Here is a 19,749-nt window from a genome sequence, read left to right as displayed (position 1 = left end):
TCGACAACCCGTTCGACACGAGGTTGTAACCCATGTCTCCGGTACAAAACGTTACCTATGTCTCCGGGCTGGACATGAGAAATCTGGAGCGGGCAAAGGGATTCGAACCCACGACCCCAACCTTGGTGAGGATTTGAAGCGCTTACACTGAACAACGGAGTAAGCGACATGCCGACAAAACGCCAACTGAGTTCAGAAAAATGAACGCGTCTAGCACTCGTTCATAATCCTATACTTTTATGAACAAGACTGCCGAATGAAAATGACGGCTCACGGCTCAGAGCGGACATTGGGCCGCTTGCATTGAACGTCGGCTCCAAGCCAAGATTGACTATGGTGTTATAGGCTACAAGCGCCCGCTTTCTCACAGCTCAAGCTTTGCTCCCAGATGTCCTCGCGCCGATCGCCGAGCACAAGATGATCCAGATCGACAGGCTGCTGCCATGGCGCTAAGTTGCTATCGCAGCGCAGCGATGCGCATCACGATCGGGCAAGGCGGCTTGCAAGGCGCTTGCGGAGCAGGTGCTTTCGTCGTCGCCTCACGGGACCAGCGAGAGATGCGCCTTTTTCCGGATGGAAGTGGGACTGGTGAGCGGACCTGAGGATCCTTCAGCGAAACGGGTGGTGGTCGTGAGTCATGAACGCTCTGGCACCCATTTTCTCATGAACGCGCTGGCGGTAAGCTTCGGACTGGAGCGGGACGCGCATCTCATGCTCGACCAGGCAACTGTAAACCTGAACTGGTATCACCCAGCCTCGGTCGCTTTTTTCTTTCGTGAGAACAGGGCGGTGGAGCCGACTTGGTTGCGAAAGTCGCATCATCAATTCGCCTTCTTCGAGCCGGTGATCGACGAAGTGCTGACCCATGCCGACATCTTCTGTATCCATCGCGATCCGCGGGACGTCATGCACAGCTATCGGCATTTCCTGAACGCGCTCGACTGGCCGGAAGGGCCCAAATGCGCCTCAGCAGCCGCTTTCATCCGGGCGGCTCCGATGGGTGCCATGTTACGCTACCAGATGGAGCAGTTGCCTGACATGCTCACTCGCTGGCGCGTGCACGTGGAAGGCTGGGCCAAAGCCGCCATGGTACACCCGGGTATCAGACTTGTCCGTTACGAGGCGTTGAACACGGACTACAACGTAGAGATGGATCGGATCGCCGCAGAGATGGGTTGGTGCCGGCTCTCGCGCGAACGACCTGAGATCAACGCTCGGACCGTGCTCACCAGCGCACAAAATGACTCATCCAACGTCTACGCCGACACAGATATCGCGTTCATCAGATCGAGGATCGGCGAGGCCATGCATCGCTTCGGTTACCCGATCTGAACGGCTTCAGGTGCCCTTTTTGTCGTCGAGAGTGAACCCCACATCAAGCGGAGGCGTTTGGCCATCTCCACCCGTCGGAAGAACCTTTTTGTCTATCGCACCGGAGAGCTCCGGTGTCATACCGAGACCGCCGGTCGGCAGGCGCACCTTGCTGCTTTTGGTCGCCATGGTCTTAGAGAATTGCAAGCCGCCCGTTACATCGTCCAGTGCCTCGTCGTTCAATTCTTCTGGCGCTGTATCGTCTTTCTTATCTTTGGTCATCAATGCCTCCATTTGAAATATGGACAGCATACCCGAAGTACCAGCGAACCCAGAACCTTTTTCACAGCCCTTGTGACAACGCGACGGAGTCGTCTTGCCCGATGTGGCGGTAGGGCGGCAGGTTGAACTCAGCACGGAAGGGCTGGCTGCCGTGGTATTTAAACCAACTGTCATGTTGCATCATGTCGTCTTTCATAAGCGGCCAGACCTCATGACGCAGGAATTTCTGGTCGAAATCATAGTCTCCAGTCGCTTCGGGCCGGCCGGCAACGAAGTCGAGCAGCCGATCGCGCATCGGGCCGAGGCGTCCGGCGCGTGCGCCCCACATGCCGGCGAGGATCAACGCAGCATGGCAGGGGTGGTCACGCATGACATGGAGAGTGAGGCCCGAGATCAGCCATTCCTCAACAGCCGCACGTTCCTTTACGTTGATCACCGCATCGCAATCGCGCACGACATAGAGCGCGACATCAGAATCGTCCTCCACCAAAAAGCGCCAACAGGTTCCAAAACGGGCGAGCGGGTCTTCCGGTGCGATCTCAATCAGTTCTGCGCCCTCATTCGTGAGTAAGGACTTGCTTCGATTGGGGACAGTCGCATCTACGTAGAAGCGAACGCGCCAGCCAGGATAGAGGTGCCGCGCGACGACCGCATTGCGAAGCGCACCGTCAAGGTAACGAGGCTGATCGCCGAAGAGCGAATAGGAGAGGACGTTCAGCCCGCCGCTCCGCGGTTTCTTCTTTGGTTTTCGAGTGCAGGTCGCGGCGTTGGCATCCAGTAGCGCGATTGCGACGCGTCCCGCGTCACGAGAAAGGTCGTCCGCACCTAATCGCCAATGGGTTTCCGTTAAGACCAGTTGGCGGTCGATTGGATCGAAAGGACCTTCTGCGGCGGCAAGGTCGCGGGCGTCGGAATAGCGCCGCAGACCTAGCAGAATTCGGGCGATATTGCCTGCCGCCTCAGCCTCTGGCACCAGCGCATATCCCTGGCGCGCATAGGTAAGCGCAGTCTCAATATTTCCGGTGTGGACATGGTAAGCCGCGAGGAGTTTGCACGCGGCGGCGACGGCGACTGCTTCGCCCTCCAAAATCGCAAGCTCTTCGACCGAAAGGTGCGGCGGGCTCCGGGCGGCCAGCGCACGGTAGTCGATGGGGACTTCACTGGACATGCCCTACGGTCAGCCCCCTCTGCTCGACCGGCCCATCAGGATCGCGCCAGGCGGCTGACCCGCCGGTCATTTCGGCAATGTTCCCCATCCCCATATCTTGCAGCGTCTTCAACGCCATCGAGCACCGGGCTGGGCCCAGAATCTCAACCCACCGCGCGGCGCAAGAAAGACCTTCGGGATACGCCCGTCTCGGCCCAGTTCCCGCGCATCGCGGATATCGACGCTCGCTGCCTTGATAGCCATGGTATTCGCTCCTCGTCCGTCGTCAGATGATTTTGGACCGCGTTGCAGGAACTGTAACGGAGGGCCTGCATGCAAGCCAAGCGGTGTTGTCGCCGACAAACAGATTGCCGCAAGCCCAGTGGCTGGAAAACCCCAAATCGAGTCTTCGTTCGCATGCCGCTTTTTCAGTTGATTGGTATTGTAAGCCTTAGAAGATCGTCCAAAGCGCTGTCCGCTTCGTAGAAGCAGCCCCCCTGAACTCGCCGCAAAAAGCGCGACATCCGCCCACTCTTCCAAGTTGCCGCCTGACAGAGGTAAAAATGATGCAGCACAGCGAACGGAAGGAAAGTCCGCGGAGCAGTCGTTAGTTCAAGTTGCCGCGAACGTCCGCTCCCCGCCCAAAGTGGACAATGAGTAGGCGGAACCTTTTTGCACCTGTCCAAGTGCACGCAGTCAAAATTCGGGTGAAACTCAGGGGCCGAGCACATCTGCCAGAGCACAGCTCTGCGCACCCTGCCACCTTGGGCAGTAATCCGGAAGTGTGGACAGGAGTGGTTTCCTGCAAAAACAAAAAGGCCCGGGAAATTTCCCAGGCCATTTTGAAATCTGGAGCGGGCGATGGGATTCGAACCCACGACCCCAACCTTGGCAAGGTTGTGCTCTACCCCTGAGCTACACCCGCATAGTGCCCCGTGCGCTCCGGCAAAGGCTGCCTCGGCGTCGGTGGCGCTGTATATGGACTAAGCCGGGACGGATTGCAACACCGAAATTGAAGAATTTCATTTTGCTGTCTTTTGGTGGGCTGCCCGCACGCCGGAAACCGGAAAACCGCAGAAATCAAGGGGATTTATGAGCGGTTTCCGCTTGTCGCGAACACCACAAACGCGTTAAACAGCGCGGAAGATCAGAATTTTTTGGGAAAAAACATGCCAGCGACACGCGACGAGCTGATGGCCTTTTTCGGCGATCTGGACATCGGGGTTTCAACGGTCGACCACCAGCCGGTATTCACGGTCGCCGAATCCGGCGACCTCCATGACCGGATCCCGGGCGGCCACACAAAAAACCTTTTCGTGAAGGACAAGAAGAGCCGCCTTTTTCTGATCGTCGCCCTGCATGATGCGGATATCGATCTGAAGAAGGTGCATCAGATCATTGGCGCCCAGGGACGGGTTTCCTTTGGCAATGCGGATCTTCTGATGGAAGTTCTCGGCGTCGAACCGGGATCGGTCACCCCGTTCTCGCTGATCAACGACCGCGAAGCATTGCGCGTCACCCCGGTTTTCGACGCGGCCATGATGGAGCATGACATCCTCAACTACCACCCGCTCAAGAATGACGCCACCACGGCAATCAGCGCTGAGGACCTCCTGAAATTTGCGAGGGCCTGCGGCCACGACCCGCAGGTTTTGGCCGTCAGTGAACAAGCGAAAGCGGCGGCCCAGTAAAGCGGTCTATGCCGGAGTTTGTAATTCCGGCCTCCGCGCTCCATGTTAGGAGCAAATTCAACCCATTAACGTGTCCGGCGTGCAAATGGCACTGGCCGGAAAGGACGAGGCGGGCAGATGAGTAACGGCAATTACAGCGTCGGTGGCCAGGTTGGCGGCGGTTTCGGAGACAGCATGGGCGGCGGCTATGGCGGTCAGGGCGGCGGTTTCGGAGGCGATGGCGGCGGCGGCAACGGTCCGTCCGGCGGCGACCTCGTTTTCGACGTCACCACGCAGACCTTCATGGCGGACGTTCTGGAGGCCTCCCGCCAGCAACCGGTCCTTGTCGATTTCTGGGCGCCCTGGTGCGGGCCGTGCAAACAGCTGACGCCGATCATCGAAAAGGCGGTTCAGGCAGCCGGCGGCACCGTCAAACTGGCCAAGATGAACATTGACGATCACCCGGAGATTGCCGGGCAGATGGGCATTCAGTCCATTCCGGCCGTGGTTGCGTTCAAGGACGGCCAGCCGGTGGACGGTTTCATGGGTGCGCAACAGGAAAGCGAGGTCAAGGCCTTCATCGAAAAGCTGGGCGGACCGGCCCCGGCAAACCAGGCGGACGCCTTTCTGGAGCAGGCCGAGGAACTGCTGGCCGCAAAGGATTTTGCGCAGGCAGCACAGCTTTACGGAGCCGTCATGCAGATGGAACCGGAAAATGTCGCCGCGATTGCCGGCCTTGCCCAGTGCTATATCGGCGCCGACGAACTGGAGCGCGCCAAACAGGCGCTGGAGCTCGTTCCGGAGGAAAAACGGTCCGACGAGGCCTACACCGCTGCCAAGGCAGCCCTCGATCTTGTCGAACAGGCAGCTTCGCTCGGCGACCTTGCCGATCTTCACGACAGGATTGCCAAGGACCCGCTTGATCATCAGGCCCGGTTCGACCTGGCGCTCGGGCTGAACGGCAAGGGTGACAAGGAAGGCGCCGTCGATCAGCTGATCGAGATTGTCCGCCGCGACCGGGACTGGAACGAGGACGGTGCACGCAAACAGTTGCTGCAGTTTTTCGAGGCCTGGGGCTTCAAGGATCCGGCCAGCAACTACGGCCGCCGCAAACTCTCCGCCGTTCTGTTTTCTTGACGATCTCAGGATCTGACACATTTACGGGGGGAACAAAGAGCCGACCGTAACCCGATCCGGGAAAGAACAAAAAGAAGGCGTGGAGATGCAGGCGGGAAATGCCATTTATGAAACGATTGCGGACTTGCCGCCTGTGTTGCCTGTGTTTCCGCTGTCCGGTGCCCTACTCCTTCCCAGAACCCAGTTGCCCCTGAATATCTTTGAGCAGCGGTACCTGGACATGATCGATGCCGCGCTGGCCGGAAACCGGCTGATCGGCATGGTCCAGCCGATCGCCGAAGTGCCGGGAAGCGATATGGACACGCCGTCACTTGCAACGGTCGGCTGCGTCGGACGTCTGACGAGCTTTCAGGAAACCGGTGACGGGCGCTACCTCGTCACACTCCAGGGCATAACCCGCTTTACCCTTGGCAAGGAATTGAATTCCTACAGTGCCTTCCGCGAGGTCGAATGCGACTTTGCACCCTTCGCCGCCGATCTCAGGTGCGGCGACGGCGAAGAGGATGTGGACCGCAACGGCCTTTTGAAGACCCTGCGCGACTATCTTGATGCCAACAACCTGGAAGCGGACTGGCAAAGCGTTTCGGAAGCCGAAACCGAGGTGCTCGTCAACGCACTTTGCATGATGTGCCCCTACGGCCCGCAGGAGAAACAGGCTCTGCTGGAAGCCCGCGACCTGAAGACGCGGGCCGAAACACTGATTGCCATAACGGAAATGGATCTGGCAAAATCCCAGAACGATGGCGGCACGACGCTGCAGTAGGTCACCCCCCTCGTGCCCGAACCGAAAGACCTTCCCATGACCGAAACCACCGACCGTCCCGTTGACCGGAAACTGCTGGAATTACTCGTGTGCCCGGTGACCAAGACAACGCTGGAATACGACACCGAGGCCAAGGAACTTATTTCCCGGTCCGCCAAACTCGCTTATCCGATCCGCAACGGCATTCCGATCATGCTGGCCGACGAGGCCCGCAAACTGGAAGACTGACCGGAGGCTGCTCCGGAAACCGAAAAGCCCGGGCCAATCGGCCCGGGCTTTTTTTCGTCTCAAACGGAGCGAACCTTCAGAATCCGCTGACCATCGGCAGGATATTGATGATGATGATCTGGCGAATGAAGATGATCAGCAGCAGCAGGATGACCGGGGAAATGTCGATGCCGCCGAGGTCGGGCATGAACCGGCGTATGGGCCTGAGCGCCGGCTCCGTCAGGTTATAGAGAACCCGCCCGATGGAGTTGATGATCTGATTGTTCGAGTTGACGATATTGAAGGCGTAGAGCCAGGAGAAGATCGCACTGGCAATGATCACATAGGTATAGAGCTCCAGCGCGATGAGGATGACGTTGAATAATGCAGTCATGGTCTGGTCCGTAGCCGTTCAGGGTCTGTCTCGATCATCATGTAGCTTCCAGAAAGCGCCCCTGCAAGACGGCACTTGAAAGAACATTAAAATGCGGACGCACCGGGTTTGGACCGCTTTTGAAGAGGACGCGCCGGAAAACGATGCTTAAATGCAACACTCACGCAAAACTGGTATTCATTAGGCTTTGAGTAACTCCGCTTCGTGCTATCTTGCCGCCCAATGACTTCCATATGGATGTGGCCTTAATGTTCAAGATGTTGTCGCGCGCAGCCCTCGCTCTTTCTCTGGGCGCCGTGTCCGGAACCGCTTTCGCGCAAAGCGGTGATATTTCCGCCCAGGATGCAACGAAGCAATTCGTGGTCGATCTCGGTATCGGCGCAATTGTTCAGCCTCGTTACGAGTCGGCGGACTCTTACCTGATCTATCCGATGCCGATCATTTCGGTCGGACGGTTCTATCTGCCAGGCCTTGGCCAGGTGGTCGACGGACGCCGCAAGGCTGGCGTCTTCTTCTTCCCGTCCTTCAACTTCGTCGGTGAGCGCAAGGCCAGCGACAGTGCGGACCTGACCGGCACGAACACGGTTGACTGGGCTTTTGAAGCCGGTCTCGGTGGGGGCTTCCGCACGGAGCACTTCCGTGCCTTTGCCGAACTCCGCCAGGGCTTCAACGGCCATACCGGCCAGGTCGGTCAGCTTGGTGTCGACGGGATTGTCTATCCGACGGACAAATGGGAAGTCAGCTTCGGCCCGCGCGCCAGCTTCGCATCCGGCGAGTACATGGACACCTATTTCGGTGTGACCGCGACAGAAGCTGCCAACAGCGGCGGCCGCCTTACCCAGTTCGACCCCAGCCCCGGCTTCAAAAGCGTCGGCGTCGCAGCACGCGGCAGCTACGACTGGAACGATGACGTGCGCCTGCACATCCGCGGCTCCTACGACCGCCTCGTCGGCGACGCGGCTGACAGCCCGATCGCGGAAGCCGGCAGCAAGGACCAGTTCAGCCTCGGCGTCGGCGTCAGCTACCGGTTTGCCTTCGACGTTTTCTGATTTGAAGAGAGCCAGCGCTCTGGAATTGAAAAGGAGGCCAATGGCCTCCTTTTTTGATGCTTGCGGCCGACCAAACAGGACCGCGAGGCGCCTTTCGGTACCCCGACAATCAGAAAGTTCGGCGTGCCGGTCCCCTCTCCCAGCAGGCGAACTTTAGAATCATAGTGAGAGGCGAACGCTCACCCTGCACTTCCTCATCCTGAGGAAGCGCGTAGCGCTGTCTCGAAGGATGGCCCGAACACACGTCAGCGAGCGGCCCGTTTTTCCAGACACTGCTCACGCAGCTCCTCAGAAGGAGGTCGTTTCAAGTTAGGAAACACTCGAGTGGTGCACCAACTCCAGTTAGTAGGTGCACTCGATCAGTTCGATACCGCGTGGCAGTTTGGTGTTTTCGTCGCCACACGCATCCAGGATACGGTTCGGGTCGAGATTGTAGGCACCGGTCAGGTCCGCGCCGACAAGCCGCGTCCGGCGCAGGAGCGCACCGTCGAAATCCACCTTGGTCAGGTTGGCATTGGTAAGATCCGCGCTGACGAGCCTCACGCCGGAGAAATCGGCGCCTGCAAAATTCGCCCCTTCGGCCTTGATCCGGTCCAGTTTGCCCTGGCGAATACGCGCGTTCTCAAAGTTGGCTCCGGTGAGATCGACACGTTCCAGATTGACGCCGTCCATCTTCGCGCCCTTGAAGGAGGCTCCGACGGCAACGGATCGAATGAACGCAGCGTTGCGCAAGTCCGAGTCGTCGAAGACCGCATTGTTGGCGATGCTGCCGTTGAGGTCGGCATCCCGGAGGTCGACGCCCTTCAGGTTGGCATCGGTGAAATTGGCCTTTTCAAGGTCGGCGGAGCGCATGTTCGCGCCGGAAAAATTACCGCCTGTGAAATCAACCCGTTCTGCTTCCGCACGGCGAAGGTCGGCATTTTGAAAATCACCGCCGGGCAGGACCGCTTCCTTCAGGTCCGTTTCGCGCAGATTGGCGCGGTTGAAATTGGGATTTTCGACCGTCATGAACCTGAGCTCGCCCAGGCGCAGGTCACAGCGCGGGCAGCCGCCGTTCTCCTTGATCTCCGCCATCATTTCTTCGTCGTTTCCGGCAAACGCGGCGGGCGACAGGGACCAGAATGCCACTGCACTGAAACAGACTGCGAGAAATTGCTTAAACCTGTCGCTCATCCCAAGACCTTCTTCTGGTTTGTCTAGGTTAGAGTACCCTAGACCCTTATAAAATAGGTATCCGATTACGGTAGTTTAAGGACCGTTTCAGGACAGAAAATCGAAATTTGATGAATATCGGATGAGGGTTGCCAGGAAAATTTGCATCAGCACAGCCTTGCGCGGCATGTTTTCCGGCGATTTGGACAGCCTATGCGGGAGGAAAGAAGCGGGCGGGGTCGCAGTTGCCCACTTCTTCCATCCACATAAAGCGCTGACGACGCACTACCTGACAATCAGCGTGCCAACTCAATCGCAAAAGGCTTGCCAATTCGTTTTCGGCAAAAAATTTCCAGATCTGGTGACGCATTTAAAAGTCACCACAAGATATTGATAGCGTTAAGAAAGCCTTCACTTCTCATGCATTGCAATCTGCAAAGCTGCTTGCGAACGTGGCTAAGGAAGCGTTAACGGCTTCACTGCAGCGGCCTTCGCAGGAGCGTCATGCAAATTCTTCCCTGAGATCGACAGACGAGCGTTCGCCGATGTCGTTATAGTGCTTATCCAGCCATTCTTTCGCTGTCTCGCGTCCCAAGTCGCGCAACTCGGTCAGAAACGCCCATTCGGCGTTCATTTTGGAGGACGCCTGAAGGGGTTTGAGTTCGCGCGCGAATATCCGGTGCATGTGCACCTTCATATATTCGTCCTTCGAAAGTTTGCCTTCCTCGATCAGGCGGGTCACGAAATCGATTGCCCTGAGCTCCCGGAGCAGGGTGGAGTTGAACGTGATCTCGTTCAGCCGATTGACGATTTCGCGCGCTGTCCGGGGCACCTCGCGCCGTTCCAGAGGATTGATCTGGATGAGAACAACGTCGGGCGTCTCGGTGTGATAAAAGAGCGGGTAAAGCGGCGGATTGCCCATGTAGCCGCCGTCCCAGTAAGGTTCGCCGTCAATTTCCACCGCCTGGTAGAGCTGCGGCAGACAGGCAGATGCCATGACCGCGTCAAGCGTGACTTCCTTCTCGCTGAAGACGCGGATCTTGCCGGAAAAGACATTCGTCGCAGCAATAAACAGCCTTACGCCCGAGCAGCAGTGAACCTTGTCGAAATCAACCATTTTCTCCACGACATCCCGCAGCGGATTGACGTTGAGCGGATTGAATTCGTAAGGCGAGGCAAAGCGCGAAAGCACATCGAAATAGAGATAGCTCGGTGAATGATCGAGGCTCCAGTTGCCGAGCATCACGTCGAGTGGAGAGCGCTGGATCGGGCTGAATTTCGCCTGATCGCTGACCTCGCGCCAGAACGCTTCCAGGCTTGCGCGTGCGCCGTCTTCACCGCCAGCCTCCATGCCGCTCGCCATGACCACGGCATTCATCGCCCCGGCCGAGGTACCGGTAATCGCGTCTATGGAAAGACGGCTGTCTTCCAGGAACCAGTCCAGAACGCCCCAGGTAAAGGCGCCGTGAGCACCTCCACCCTGCAATGCGAGATTGATTTTCTTCGGAGCAGCCACGATCGACGCCTTTTCAGTTTGTCAGCAGCGCTTGCCTACTGAGCGGTCCAGCCACCGTCGATGGGCATGATCGAGCCGGTGATTGCCGAAGCCGTGTCAGAGCACAGGAAGACCGCATAACCGGCCACCTGGTCGACGGTTACGAATTCCTTTGTCGGCTGCGCCTTGAGCATCACGTCCTTCTTCACCTCTTCCTCGGTCATGTTACGCGCTTTCATCGTATCGGGGATCTGCGCTTCGACCAGCGGCGTCCAGACATAGCCCGGACAGATCGCATTCACGGTGATGCCCTGTTCGGCGACTTCCAATGCGACTGTCTTGGTCAGGCCCGCAACACCGTGCTTGGCGGCGACGTAAGCCGCCTTGTAGGGGGATGCCACAAGGGCGTGCGCCGACGCAGTGTTGATGACCCGGCCCCAGCCGCGTTCCTTCATGCCCGGCAGGGCCGCCCGGATCGCATGGAAGGCGGATGACAGGTTGATGGCGATGATGGCATCCCATTTTTCGATCGGGAATTCATCCAGCGGCGACACATGCTGAATGCCGGCATTGTTCACGAGGATGTCGACCGAACCGAATGCCTTTTCCGCATCGCTGATCATGCCGGCGATCTCTTCGCCGTGCAGCATGTTGGCCGGTGAATAATTGCAGCGCACACCAAAATCGGCTTCGATTGCTGCGCGCGTCTGTTCAATCTCATCCGCATCGCCAAGACCGTTGATGACCACGTTTGCGCCTTGTGCAGCGAATGCGCGGGCGCAGCCGAGACCGATGCCGGACGTTGAGCCGGTAACGACGGCGGTTTTGTTGGCAAGCATTGAGGATCTCCCAGGAAACGAATTTATCTCCTGCAACATTTCACCAGTTATCGCCGCACTGCAACATCACAATGAAGAAAAGTGATCGGAGCGTCAGGTTACCGCGATCCGGATGCCGGTTTCTACTGACGCCGATCCATGCGCTGCGCACCGGCAAGTGCTTTTTGCGCACGGTCACGCGATGCCTGCCGCTGCGCATCCGCTTTCAGGAGATCTTCGTCCCGCAGACCGAGTTTTTCGGCGAACCGCTCCCGGATCAGCCCATAAAAGGTCGCGTGCAGGCTGGAGAAAACCCAGACCAGGATCAACATGGTGCCCATCGGGAAGACAGCGGACCGGATCTGCTGCCAAAGCCCGCTTGCCGGAAGCAGGCTGTCGCTCAGGCTCAGCAAAAAGCCCCAGCCAAGGACGAGGACGCCGGCCAGCAGGCTCATGATCAGCGCGGAAAACGCCATCGCCCAGCCGAGCCCCGACGTCGCATGCCAGCTTTCCCTGAGCGTCAGCGGATCGTCGACCGCCGTGGCTGGCAGCACAACGGAGAGTTTTTGAACCACCATCAGCGCGACGAAGGGTGCTGCGACCATCAGGAGCGCGCCGAACCCGGCTGTCACGGCCGCAAGCAACGCCGAAACGATCATCAGAGGTATCAGCGACAACATGCCGATCAGGCCGAGCACGATCTGGTAGAGGATGACGCTCACCGTCCGCTTGCCGAAGGTGATGGGAAAATCGCGCGCATCAATCAGGATGCGTCGCACATAGGCAATCGCGATGGAAAAACCGATCAGCAGATTTGCAAGGCCCGCAAGCGTGCGGAGCGCGCCTTCGTCTGCCTTGGCCACCGGTTCGGTCATGTAGGAAACGGTGGTGAACCCGCTCTCCGGCATCAGCGACGATCCGATGGCGAAATTGAGGGCGAGAAGCAGCAGGATATAGGCCCAGCCGGTTTTGAACAGCGTGCCGATATTGTGCTGCGCCAGCGACAACGAACGTTCCAGAACGGTGATGAACATGACCTGCCCCAACGTGAACTACCTTCACACAGGTAAGTAGAGATTCATTAGGAAATCGCTAGCGTTGCTTATAGAATTCACCAAAGCTTGCCGATTTTCTCCGCTGAGCCAAAGCCAAAGCTGGAAAATTGCGCCAAGTTGGCTCATATGGAGGGCACATGCGCATAACCGGTTGGCTGCTTCCATGATTGATGATTTCGCAAACCCCCTGCCCCGCCGCAAGTCTGTCGGAGTGATGGTCGGTAATGTCCAGGTCGGTGGTGATGCGCCCATCGTTGTTCAATCAATGACAAACACCGATACGGCCGACGCCGATTCCACAGTGGCGCAGGTCTCCGCGCTTGCACAAGCCGGGTCGGAAATCGTGCGCATCACCGTTGACCGACCCGAGGCGGCGCAACAGGTGCCTCGCATCAAGGAGCGTTTGGAACGCATCGGCGTCACTGTGCCGCTGGTCGGCGACTTCCACTATATCGGCCATAAGCTGCTGACGGATTATCCGGACTGTGCGGCTGCGCTCGACAAATATCGCATCAATCCGGGCAATGTCGGCTTCAAGGCCAAGCGGGACACTCAGTTCTCGCAGATCATCGACATCGCACTGAAGCACGACAAGGCGGTTCGCATCGGCGTCAACTGGGGCTCGCTCGATCAGGAGCTGCTCACCCGGCTGATGGATGAAAATGCAGAAAGCGACAGCCCGGTTTCTGCAGCCGCGGTGATGCGCGAAGCCATAATCCAGTCTGGCCTTTTGTCCGCTGAACGGGCTGAAGCGCTCGGCATGGGCCGCGACAAGATTATCCTGTCCGCCAAGGTGAGCCAGGTACAGGATCTGATAGCGGTTTACGCGGATCTTGGCCGGCGCTGCGATTACGCGCTTCACCTCGGGCTGACCGAAGCCGGAATGGGCACCAAGGGCATTGTCTCCTCCGCCGCCTCCATGGGCATTCTTCTGCAACAGGGTATCGGCGATACGATCCGCGTCTCCCTGACGCCGGAACCGGGCGGCGATCGCACGCGCGAAGTTCAAGTAGCCCAAGAGCTGCTTCAGGTGATGGGTTTCAGAGCATTCGTACCCGTTGTCGCCGCCTGCCCCGGCTGCGGACGCACGACGTCGACGGTGTTCCAGGAGCTTGCCAGCGATATTCAGGATCACATCCGGGACTCCATGCCGATCTGGCGTGAGCAATATCCCGGCGTTGAAAGCCTCAATGTCGCGGTGATGGGCTGCATCGTGAACGGGCCCGGCGAGTCCAAGCATGCCGATATCGGCATCTCGCTGCCCGGTACGGGTGAGACACCGTCTGCGCCGGTCTTTGTCGATGGCGAAAAAGTCGCGACACTGCGCGGTGCGGGCATTGCCGATGAATTCAAGCAAATGGTTCTGGACTACATCGAAAAGCGGTATGGAACAGACACAAAGTCCTCATCCTCCTCCGACGCCGCCTGATCCGGTCAAAGGTTTCCAACATGATGCAGCAGCCGGGCAGCCCCGAGCCACAGAAGAAGCCGCTTCTGGTGATCACCTCGCAGGTGGTTCGCGGCGGGATCAGCGGGCGAGGGCTGACCTTCGCGCTTGAGCGGATCGGGCACGATGTCTGGTTCCTGCCGACCATTCTGCTCCCGTGGCATCCGGGCCACGGCAAGGGCACACGTGTGGTCGCATCGCCGGGCGACTTCGAGGCAATTGTTGAAGATCTGGCGACCTCGCCCAAACTGGCCGAACTCGGCGGGATCATGTCCGGTTATCTCGGCGACGCCGCGCAGGCAGGACCAATTGCCCGTCTTGTAAAGGCGGTCAAAGAGGCAAACCCCGAAGCGCCCTATCTGTGCGACCCTGTGATCGGAGACTTTCACAGCGCGTCCGGCGGCGGGCTCTATGTTCCCAAGGCAACCGCCGAGGCGATCGGCCGCGAACTGGTTCCACTCGCCGACATCGTCACCCCCAATGCCTTCGAACTTGGCTGGCTGACGCAACGCGATGTCGAGACAGAGCTTCAAGTGCTGTCCGCTGCCCGCACGCTCGGCAACGAGCGGGTCCTCATCACGTCTTCTCCGGCTCTGCGCCGCAACGCCATTGCCAACCTTCTGGCCGGGCCGCGGGGCGCTGTCGCGGCAGAACATGCCTCTATCGACAACCCGCCCCACGGCACCGGTGACCTGATGGCCGGCCTGTTCTTCTCCTACTTTCTGGCCGGGTTCAATGATGAGGAAGCCTTGAAACGCGCCTCGGCCTCGGTTTTTGAGCTTGTTGCCAGAAGCGTGAAGAAGGGCGCGGACGAGCTCATGTTCGCCGAAGAACAGCAATCGGTTGTGCGCGCCATGGCCCTGGTGACGTCACGGCGCGTTGTGGAAGCCAAGGTCCGTGCCTGACAGCGACGGCACCTGGATTGCCGGCGTCGACGGCTGCAAGTCCGGATGGGTCGCTGCGTTGAGGAACCTTACCGATCCAGGCGCCGTCAGATTTGAAATCTTTCCAGCTTTCAAAGACCTGCTGTCTCTAAAACCCCACCTCGAAGTCATCGCAGTAGACATGCCGATCGGTCTTCCCGACCTTGTCCCCCCTGAAGGGCGGGGACCGGAAAAGGCGGCCCGCAAACACCTCGGCGATCGCCAGTCTTCCGTCTTCACCGTGCCATCGCGCGCTGCCGTCTATGAGACGGACTACCGGCAGGCTTGCGAAACAGCACTCCAGACGTCCCAGCCGCCAAAGAAAGTCTCCAAGCAGTGCTTCTACCTCTTTCCAAAAATCAGGGAAATTGACGCGCTGATGACCCCGGCGCTTGAAGCGCGCGTCTACGAGGTTCATCCGGAACTTGCCTTCTGGCGGCTGAATGGCGGCAAGGAAATGAGCCTGCCGAAGAAGGTGAAGAGCCGCGCCAATCCAGCCGGTCTCGACCAGCGCCGCGATCTGCTTGTCTCCAAGGGCTTGCCGATAGCTGTTCTTGATCAGAGCCCGCCCAAAGGCTGCGGCCGAGACGATCTGCTGGATGCAGCTGCGAACAGTCTGATCGCCGAGCGAATTCACAACGGGCTGGCAGAACCCTTTCCGCTCGCGTACCGGCGGGACGAAAAGGGGCTTCGGATGGCCATTTGGAGCTGATCGCACTCTGCCGTCGTGGTATGATTTAGGAGTCATTTCAAACTCACGCTGATCAAAATAAAATGCGTGTTTTTCTAAATTGCGATCGACGTCCTCGGAGCGATCATGACCATTTTTGGTATTTCTGAAGATGCGGCAATAGCAACACTGCTTGCAGCTATACTCAGCTCAATTCTCGCACTTGTGATGGCAGTGATTAACTGGAGAACACAAAAAAATATTAATGCCACAAGCGCGAAGCAAGAAGAAGAACTGGAAAGACTCAAGGCAGAGCTGTCCGCCAAACAAACTATTCATGACGCCAGGATATCCTATGAGTTTGACGCCAGAAAGAAATTGTATGACGAAATAGAACCTTTGTTTTTCCTATTATTTGACGCTGTAGAAAACAGTTACTACAGAATCGCGAGTTTAGTTCGAACGGAACGAGAGGGTAATCTGGGATTATCCGATGATGACTGGCTTGCTTATGATGGGTATTACTTAAGATCGACTATATATAAGATTTTTCTACCTTTAAGCATTTACAGACTGATCCAGAATTCAGCCACGTTTGTTGACATTCATTTGGATAGCCAAGTGCGTCTCAGATACTTTTTGCTGAAGATTTCATACTACATTATGACCGACGATTTCGAATTCGCGAGATTAGAACCTGAGCTTGCTTATGATCCCAATCATCAGAATTGGGAAAGTCTGTCAGAACAAGACCCTGGACAATACTACAGGCAAGCTTTGGTTATTGGGCATTTAGATCGACTGATCGATGCGTTTATTGTATTTGAAAACGGATCATTTCGCCCTCTGAACTACGGCGAATTTGAAAACAAATACAAACATGACCAACAGTTCAAAAAAGAAATAATCTGCGCAAAAGAATTATTGTTCAAGTTTGGATTTAGAACCCGTCCAGTCCTTGCCCGCGCGCTTATTGCGCACGCATATACGATGCGCCTCCTGCTTTATACTTACGCAAGAACAACAGACCAACACGACTTAGATTCAGCGCTTGCAAGATTTGTGTCGTCAAACGAGGCTAAAGAGGACCTTTGCTTCGATGCAGAGTGGTACCACACTAACTCAAGATGCATTTTCAAATATTTATCTGAAAGAATTACTTGGATAAATCCGAAAGACTACGACCTTTAATTCAACCTGGTATCGCATGGTATTTGCTAGGTAATTCACGCGACACCGGCACCGTCTCTCTTATAAGTCTGGCCGACGTACTAAACTTCATGATTGGCCAATGCCAGAAAAGCTGAGATAGAAACTTGCTCCAAATCCTGCTGAGCATTTTCTTCACATGCGAGACCGATCAATTAGCTTTAAAGCGTGTCAAGCAGCGCGAGCATATCCGGCTTGAGATTTGCCCCGCGCACGATCTCACCGTGGCAAGGCACGACGATGCTGGGGACCTCTGTCCCAAGACGATTGCCGATCCAGATTGACAGCCGTTGCTTGTCCTGAAGACCGTATTTTGGAAACGTCTTGAGAAATCCGAGCCGGGCGGCGTCATCGCCTTTTTCCAAGACGCCGCAGAACGTATCGGTAACGACCCAGACCACTTCGCTCCCGGTCCGAATGACCATCCATACTTCGCCGGTCTTGAGCCCGTCCGGTTCTACAAGGTCGACAATCGGTGGAAGCGCATTTGAAAGTGCTGACAAGGACCCGAATAGGCGACCCGTGACTTTTTCAAGCCTCGGTCTTGCCGCGTCGGAGCACACAAGGGCTGCCTCTGGATAGGTCGTGACGTGCTCGGAAATTCCCTTGTTGTGATAATGATTTGGCGCAAGCAGGAACTGCACGGCTTTCGCGTCTGCGAATGCCTTGCTGGTCTTTTCAACCGGGCTGTAGAGGCAAAGGCCTTTGTCTGCCAGCGCAACAGCGGTGCTACGCAAGTTGCCGCGCCGGACCGTCCAGACGTTGTCTGCGCCTTCCAGGTTTTGCATCGACGGGATTTGACGGGTCATGACAGCTCCATGGATTTGAGCTGGGCGCACAGGAAGTCGACAAGATGAGCCCCCGCATCGTTCCGCCCGTCCAACCGGTTCTGCACATGCACCCCCATGACACCTGAGACCAATCCCTTGGCAACAGCTTCCGGATCAGCGGCCGGGTCAATGACCTTCGCAGAGAGGGCATTTTGCAGGCAAACAACAAAGCAGGCTTCAAGCTCGTCCCAATACCGCCTCACGGCCTGGTCCAGGCGATCACTGCCGACGCGGGCATTTTCAATCCCCGTATTGACGATGAGGCACCCGTATTTGCTTGAGGTCATCGAACCGTCGGCGACAAGTGCCTTCAAAAACGCCGTGATCTCCGCGATTCCACCACTGCGCATCGGCTGCATCGCGTGCTCGACTGCCTTGTCGGTATAAAACTCCAGCGCCTTGAGATAGAGCCCTTCCTTGCCGCCGAATTCAGTCCGGATGGCGAACTGATTGAGGCCGGTAATGCGTTCAAGTTCCCTGAGCCCAAGCGCCTGGTAGCCATGTTGCCAGAACGCGTAAACGACCTGCTCGATGACTTCTTCAATGTTGTAGCTCTTTGGCCGTGCCATAATTTTTTCTCTACGACTGCATAGAAATTATTTCTATACGATCGCAAAGAAATGTCAACTGGATGTTTGCACCAGATACCGCGGAACGTGGCGGGCGCCCGGAACCGGGCTTGGCAGTGCACTATTTTGCGGCGCAGATGTCAGCGGGAGACAAAAAAGAGAAATTCCTCTTCCATCGTCCCGCTTTGGCGCGATATCAAGGGCGCAGCATCAGTATGGAATCGGTCCTGCTACAAAGAATGTCGCATTGGGCCGGTCAGACATTCCTTCTGGACGTTCAAATTCCCGTATGGCTGAAACCGTCAGGACCAGCAGCGGGATTTCGTGTGCTGGAAGAAATGGCCAGTGGAATCGGAAAGGGAACACATGTCCAAACGGGGCATCATGATCTGCGGCCATGGCAGCCGCGCCAAATCTGCCGAGGAAGAATTCGCACTTCTGGCAAAGGGCGTTCGCGCACGCTTTCCGGATCTACCAGTCGAATACGGCTTCCTGGAGTATTCCGCGCCCAACATTCACATGGGCCTTGATGCGCTGCGCGACGCCGGTGTGTCGGAAATCGTCGCGGTTCCGGGCATGCTGTTCGCGGCGACCCATGCCAAGAACGACATCCCCTCGGTTCTGACAACTTACGGGGAGAAAAACGCCGGCCTGACTGTTCATTACGGACGTGAACTCGGCCTCCACCCTCAGATGATCGCGGCGTTCGAAGCGCGCATTCTGGAAGCCCTCGGCCGTGATCATGTTCACGACGGCGACCTCTACGACACCATGCTGGTGGTTGTCGGGCGCGGAACATCCGACACGCTTGCCAATGCAGAAGCGGCGCGTCTCACCCGGATCGTAACGGAAAATCTGGGCTTCGGCTGGTCGGAGACCGTCTATTCCGGCGTCACCTTTCCGTCCGTTGGCCGCGGCCTCGAAATGGCATTGAAGCTCGGCTACAAGAAGATCGTCGTTGCGCCCTATTTCCTGTTCTCCGGCAGACTGATCGACCGTATATATAATTATGTCGACCGGGTTGCCGAAAGCGCGCCGGACGTGACCTTCTACAAGGCCCACTACCTCTCGGATCAGGACCATGTTATCGACACGTTCATTGAACGTATCGAGGAAGCGGCCGCCGGCACGATCGTCGAGACGCAGGACCTGATGGCGTCCTTCAAGGAGCGGTTGGCGAAGGGCGAAGTCGAAGTACATCACCACCACGCCGAGTTCCGCGACCCGCTGGACGAGGAATCGCAAGCGGCACACGATCACGATCACGATCATGACCACGACCCGCATGCTGACGGTAACGGGCACAGCCACGGCCATCATGACCATGGCCACAGTCACGATCATGGGCATCATCACCACCATCACGGCCATAGCCACGGCGTCTACAAGCATATCGGCCACCCTAACGGTCCGCGCACGATGATCGACCAGGGCGTCTGCTGCTGTTTCATGAGCCAGTTCCCGCAGGAAGTCGTCGATGAAGAGCGGGCCTTGCGTGTCGAGCCCGTGAAGGCGTCTGGGACCTGAGGCGCAGAGGTTGGATGATCGCCAGTTTCTAGACTTGTCATTCCGGCTGGAGCACAGCGGAAGGCCGGGATGACAAATCCGAGCATGACCCCGC

General features: G+C 57.4%; 22 protein-coding genes and 1 tRNA gene. 12 read left to right on the top strand and 11 right to left on the bottom strand.

Annotated elements, in window-relative coordinates; genetic code table 11:
• The first annotated feature begins 630 nt into the window (after positions 1-630).
• Entirely contained in the window at positions 631-1,332 is a 702-nt protein-coding gene (locus RBB47_RS21600) for a sulfotransferase domain-containing protein (RefSeq protein ID WP_305987954.1), read from the top strand.
• 6 nt (positions 1,333-1,338) lie between these two features.
• Here the strand turns inward: RBB47_RS21600 and RBB47_RS21595 are convergent, their stop codons facing one another.
• From RBB47_RS21595 to RBB47_RS21580, 4 genes are all read right to left on the bottom strand, one after another.
• Entirely contained in the window at positions 1,339-1,593 is a 255-nt protein-coding gene (locus RBB47_RS21595; protein WP_305987953.1) for a hypothetical protein, read from the bottom strand.
• A 61-nt stretch (positions 1,594-1,654) separates the two neighbouring features.
• Positions 1,655-2,761, bottom strand: coding sequence for a M48 family metallopeptidase (locus tag RBB47_RS21590; protein WP_305987952.1), 1,107 nt, complete (start codon positions 2,759-2,761; stop codon positions 1,655-1,657).
• 108 nt (positions 2,762-2,869) lie between these two features.
• Complete coding sequence (locus RBB47_RS21585) at positions 2,870-3,004, bottom strand: hypothetical protein (protein WP_305987951.1); 135 nt, start codon at positions 3,002-3,004, stop codon at positions 2,870-2,872.
• A gap of 586 nt (positions 3,005-3,590) precedes the next feature.
• A tRNA-Gly gene (locus RBB47_RS21580) sits at positions 3,591-3,665 on the bottom strand.
• Positions 3,666-3,909: 244 nt separating this feature from the next.
• On the opposite strand from RBB47_RS21580, the gene RBB47_RS21575 reads away from it, so the two are divergent.
• From RBB47_RS21575 to RBB47_RS21560, 4 genes are all read left to right on the top strand, one after another.
• A complete protein-coding gene (locus tag RBB47_RS21575; RefSeq protein ID WP_305987950.1) occupies positions 3,910-4,431 on the top strand; it encodes a prolyl-tRNA synthetase associated domain-containing protein in 522 nt (173 codons plus the stop codon).
• 174 nt (positions 4,432-4,605) lie between these two features.
• Complete coding sequence (trxA, locus tag RBB47_RS21570; RefSeq protein ID WP_305987965.1) at positions 4,606-5,547, top strand: thioredoxin; 942 nt, start codon at positions 4,606-4,608, stop codon at positions 5,545-5,547.
• Between the two features lie 85 nt (positions 5,548-5,632).
• Positions 5,633-6,310 carry an LON peptidase substrate-binding domain-containing protein gene (locus RBB47_RS21565; RefSeq protein WP_305987949.1) on the top strand — a complete coding sequence of 226 codons (678 nt, stop codon included), beginning with the start codon at positions 5,633-5,635 and terminating at the stop codon, positions 6,308-6,310.
• Between the two features lie 36 nt (positions 6,311-6,346).
• Positions 6,347-6,538, top strand: a complete 192-nt coding sequence (locus tag RBB47_RS21560) for a Trm112 family protein (protein ID WP_305987948.1) — start codon at positions 6,347-6,349, stop codon at positions 6,536-6,538.
• 76 nt (positions 6,539-6,614) lie between these two features.
• Here the strand turns inward: RBB47_RS21560 and RBB47_RS21555 are convergent, their stop codons facing one another.
• Positions 6,615-6,911: a YggT family protein gene (locus RBB47_RS21555; RefSeq protein WP_305987947.1), complete on the bottom strand. Its 297-nt coding sequence runs from the start codon at positions 6,909-6,911 to the stop codon at positions 6,615-6,617.
• Positions 6,912-7,144: 233 nt separating this feature from the next.
• Between RBB47_RS21555 and RBB47_RS21550 the strand changes: the two genes are divergently transcribed.
• A complete protein-coding gene (locus RBB47_RS21550; RefSeq protein ID WP_305987946.1) occupies positions 7,145-7,960 on the top strand; it encodes a MipA/OmpV family protein in 816 nt (271 codons plus the stop codon).
• Positions 7,961-8,302: 342 nt separating this feature from the next.
• Here the strand turns inward: RBB47_RS21550 and RBB47_RS21545 are convergent, their stop codons facing one another.
• The gene (locus RBB47_RS21545) at positions 8,303-9,133 is read right to left on the bottom strand and encodes a pentapeptide repeat-containing protein (RefSeq protein ID WP_305987945.1); all 831 of its coding nucleotides are present in this window, start codon (positions 9,131-9,133) and stop codon (positions 8,303-8,305) included.
• A gap of 121 nt (positions 9,134-9,254) precedes the next feature.
• On the opposite strand from RBB47_RS21545, the gene RBB47_RS21540 reads away from it, so the two are divergent.
• Positions 9,255-9,506, top strand: coding sequence for a hypothetical protein (locus RBB47_RS21540; RefSeq protein WP_305987944.1), 252 nt, complete (start codon positions 9,255-9,257; stop codon positions 9,504-9,506).
• Positions 9,507-9,614: 108 nt separating this feature from the next.
• Here the strand turns inward: RBB47_RS21540 and RBB47_RS21535 are convergent, their stop codons facing one another.
• The 3 genes from RBB47_RS21535 to RBB47_RS21525 all read right to left on the bottom strand — a co-directional run bounded on the left by RBB47_RS21535 (position 9,615) and on the right by RBB47_RS21525 (position 12,459).
• Complete coding sequence (locus RBB47_RS21535) at positions 9,615-10,628, bottom strand: patatin-like phospholipase family protein (protein WP_305987943.1); 1,014 nt, start codon at positions 10,626-10,628, stop codon at positions 9,615-9,617.
• Between the two features lie 35 nt (positions 10,629-10,663).
• Positions 10,664-11,446 carry a 3-hydroxybutyrate dehydrogenase gene (locus RBB47_RS21530; RefSeq protein WP_305987942.1) on the bottom strand — a complete coding sequence of 261 codons (783 nt, stop codon included), beginning with the start codon at positions 11,444-11,446 and terminating at the stop codon, positions 10,664-10,666.
• Positions 11,447-11,568: 122 nt separating this feature from the next.
• On the bottom strand, positions 11,569-12,459 hold the full coding sequence (locus tag RBB47_RS21525; RefSeq protein ID WP_305987941.1) for a 4-hydroxy-3-methylbut-2-en-1-yl diphosphate synthase: 891 nt from the start codon (positions 12,457-12,459) through the stop codon (positions 11,569-11,571).
• A gap of 184 nt (positions 12,460-12,643) precedes the next feature.
• Here RBB47_RS21525 and ispG point away from each other — a divergent pair, with 184 nt between their 5' ends.
• The 4 genes from ispG (at position 12,644) to RBB47_RS21505 (ending at position 16,711) form a co-directional block, all read left to right on the top strand.
• Positions 12,644-13,909: a flavodoxin-dependent (E)-4-hydroxy-3-methylbut-2-enyl-diphosphate synthase gene (gene ispG, locus RBB47_RS21520; protein WP_371932827.1), complete on the top strand. Its 1,266-nt coding sequence runs from the start codon at positions 12,644-12,646 to the stop codon at positions 13,907-13,909.
• A gap of 20 nt (positions 13,910-13,929) precedes the next feature.
• Complete coding sequence (pdxY, locus tag RBB47_RS21515) at positions 13,930-14,832, top strand: pyridoxal kinase (protein ID WP_371932826.1); 903 nt, start codon at positions 13,930-13,932, stop codon at positions 14,830-14,832.
• Positions 14,825-15,562 carry a DUF429 domain-containing protein gene (locus RBB47_RS21510; protein WP_305987939.1) on the top strand — a complete coding sequence of 246 codons (738 nt, stop codon included), beginning with the start codon at positions 14,825-14,827 and terminating at the stop codon, positions 15,560-15,562. The genes pdxY and RBB47_RS21510 overlap by 8 nt, the downstream gene beginning before the upstream one ends.
• A 105-nt stretch (positions 15,563-15,667) precedes the next feature.
• Positions 15,668-16,711, top strand: a complete 1,044-nt coding sequence (locus tag RBB47_RS21505; protein WP_305987938.1) for a hypothetical protein — start codon at positions 15,668-15,670, stop codon at positions 16,709-16,711.
• 179 nt (positions 16,712-16,890) lie between these two features.
• Here RBB47_RS21505 and RBB47_RS21500 read toward each other — a convergent pair whose 3' ends face one another.
• The gene (locus RBB47_RS21500) at positions 16,891-17,538 is read right to left on the bottom strand and encodes a hypothetical protein (RefSeq protein ID WP_305987937.1); all 648 of its coding nucleotides are present in this window, start codon (positions 17,536-17,538) and stop codon (positions 16,891-16,893) included.
• Positions 17,535-18,128, bottom strand: coding sequence for a TetR/AcrR family transcriptional regulator (locus RBB47_RS21495; protein ID WP_305987936.1), 594 nt, complete (start codon positions 18,126-18,128; stop codon positions 17,535-17,537). Before RBB47_RS21495 ends, RBB47_RS21500 begins: the two co-directional genes overlap by 4 nt.
• 366 nt (positions 18,129-18,494) lie before the next feature.
• Here RBB47_RS21495 and RBB47_RS21490 point away from each other — a divergent pair, with 366 nt between their 5' ends.
• Complete coding sequence (locus tag RBB47_RS21490) at positions 18,495-19,655, top strand: sirohydrochlorin chelatase (protein WP_305987935.1); 1,161 nt, start codon at positions 18,495-18,497, stop codon at positions 19,653-19,655.
• The last annotated feature ends 94 nt before the right edge of the window (positions 19,656-19,749 follow it).

The organism is Roseibium sp. MMSF_3544, assembly GCF_030732845.1.
In the GTDB taxonomy this organism is placed as follows: Bacteria; Pseudomonadota; Alphaproteobacteria; order Rhizobiales; family Stappiaceae; genus Roseibium.
This window is presented reverse-complemented; position numbering and strand designations above follow the sequence as displayed.

What these genes read in the sequence shown, in the direction of transcription:
- RBB47_RS21525 (WP_305987941.1), bottom strand. Translation starts at nt 12,459, where the DNA reads ATGTTCATCACCGTTCTGGAACGTTCGTTGTCGCTGGCGCAGCACAAT.
- RBB47_RS21530 (WP_305987942.1), bottom strand. Translation starts at nt 11,446, where the DNA reads ATGCTTGCCAACAAAACCGCCGTCGTTACCGGCTCAACGTCCGGCATC.
- RBB47_RS21540 (WP_305987944.1), top strand. Translation starts at nt 9,255, where the DNA reads ATGAGGGTTGCCAGGAAAATTTGCATCAGCACAGCCTTGCGCGGCATG.
- RBB47_RS21560 (WP_305987948.1), top strand. Translation starts at nt 6,347, where the DNA reads ATGACCGAAACCACCGACCGTCCCGTTGACCGGAAACTGCTGGAATTA.
- ispG (WP_371932827.1), top strand. Translation starts at nt 12,644, where the DNA reads ATGATTGATGATTTCGCAAACCCCCTGCCCCGCCGCAAGTCTGTCGGA.
- RBB47_RS21565 (WP_305987949.1), top strand. Translation starts at nt 5,633, where the DNA reads ATGCAGGCGGGAAATGCCATTTATGAAACGATTGCGGACTTGCCGCCT.
- RBB47_RS21590 (WP_305987952.1), bottom strand. Translation starts at nt 2,761, where the DNA reads ATGTCCAGTGAAGTCCCCATCGACTACCGTGCGCTGGCCGCCCGGAGC.
- RBB47_RS21555 (WP_305987947.1), bottom strand. Translation starts at nt 6,911, where the DNA reads ATGACTGCATTATTCAACGTCATCCTCATCGCGCTGGAGCTCTATACC.
- trxA (WP_305987965.1), top strand. Translation starts at nt 4,606, where the DNA reads ATGGGCGGCGGCTATGGCGGTCAGGGCGGCGGTTTCGGAGGCGATGGC.
- RBB47_RS21595 (WP_305987953.1), bottom strand. Translation starts at nt 1,593, where the DNA reads ATGACCAAAGATAAGAAAGACGATACAGCGCCAGAAGAATTGAACGAC.
- RBB47_RS21545 (WP_305987945.1), bottom strand. Translation starts at nt 9,133, where the DNA reads ATGAGCGACAGGTTTAAGCAATTTCTCGCAGTCTGTTTCAGTGCAGTG.
- pdxY (WP_371932826.1), top strand. Translation starts at nt 13,930, where the DNA reads ATGATGCAGCAGCCGGGCAGCCCCGAGCCACAGAAGAAGCCGCTTCTG.
- RBB47_RS21495 (WP_305987936.1), bottom strand. Translation starts at nt 18,128, where the DNA reads ATGGCACGGCCAAAGAGCTACAACATTGAAGAAGTCATCGAGCAGGTC.
- RBB47_RS21490 (WP_305987935.1), top strand. Translation starts at nt 18,495, where the DNA reads ATGTCCAAACGGGGCATCATGATCTGCGGCCATGGCAGCCGCGCCAAA.
- RBB47_RS21575 (WP_305987950.1), top strand. Translation starts at nt 3,910, where the DNA reads ATGCCAGCGACACGCGACGAGCTGATGGCCTTTTTCGGCGATCTGGAC.
- RBB47_RS21550 (WP_305987946.1), top strand. Translation starts at nt 7,145, where the DNA reads ATGGATGTGGCCTTAATGTTCAAGATGTTGTCGCGCGCAGCCCTCGCT.
- RBB47_RS21500 (WP_305987937.1), bottom strand. Translation starts at nt 17,538, where the DNA reads ATGACCCGTCAAATCCCGTCGATGCAAAACCTGGAAGGCGCAGACAAC.
- RBB47_RS21505 (WP_305987938.1), top strand. Translation starts at nt 15,668, where the DNA reads ATGACCATTTTTGGTATTTCTGAAGATGCGGCAATAGCAACACTGCTT.
- RBB47_RS21585 (WP_305987951.1), bottom strand. Translation starts at nt 3,004, where the DNA reads ATGGCTATCAAGGCAGCGAGCGTCGATATCCGCGATGCGCGGGAACTG.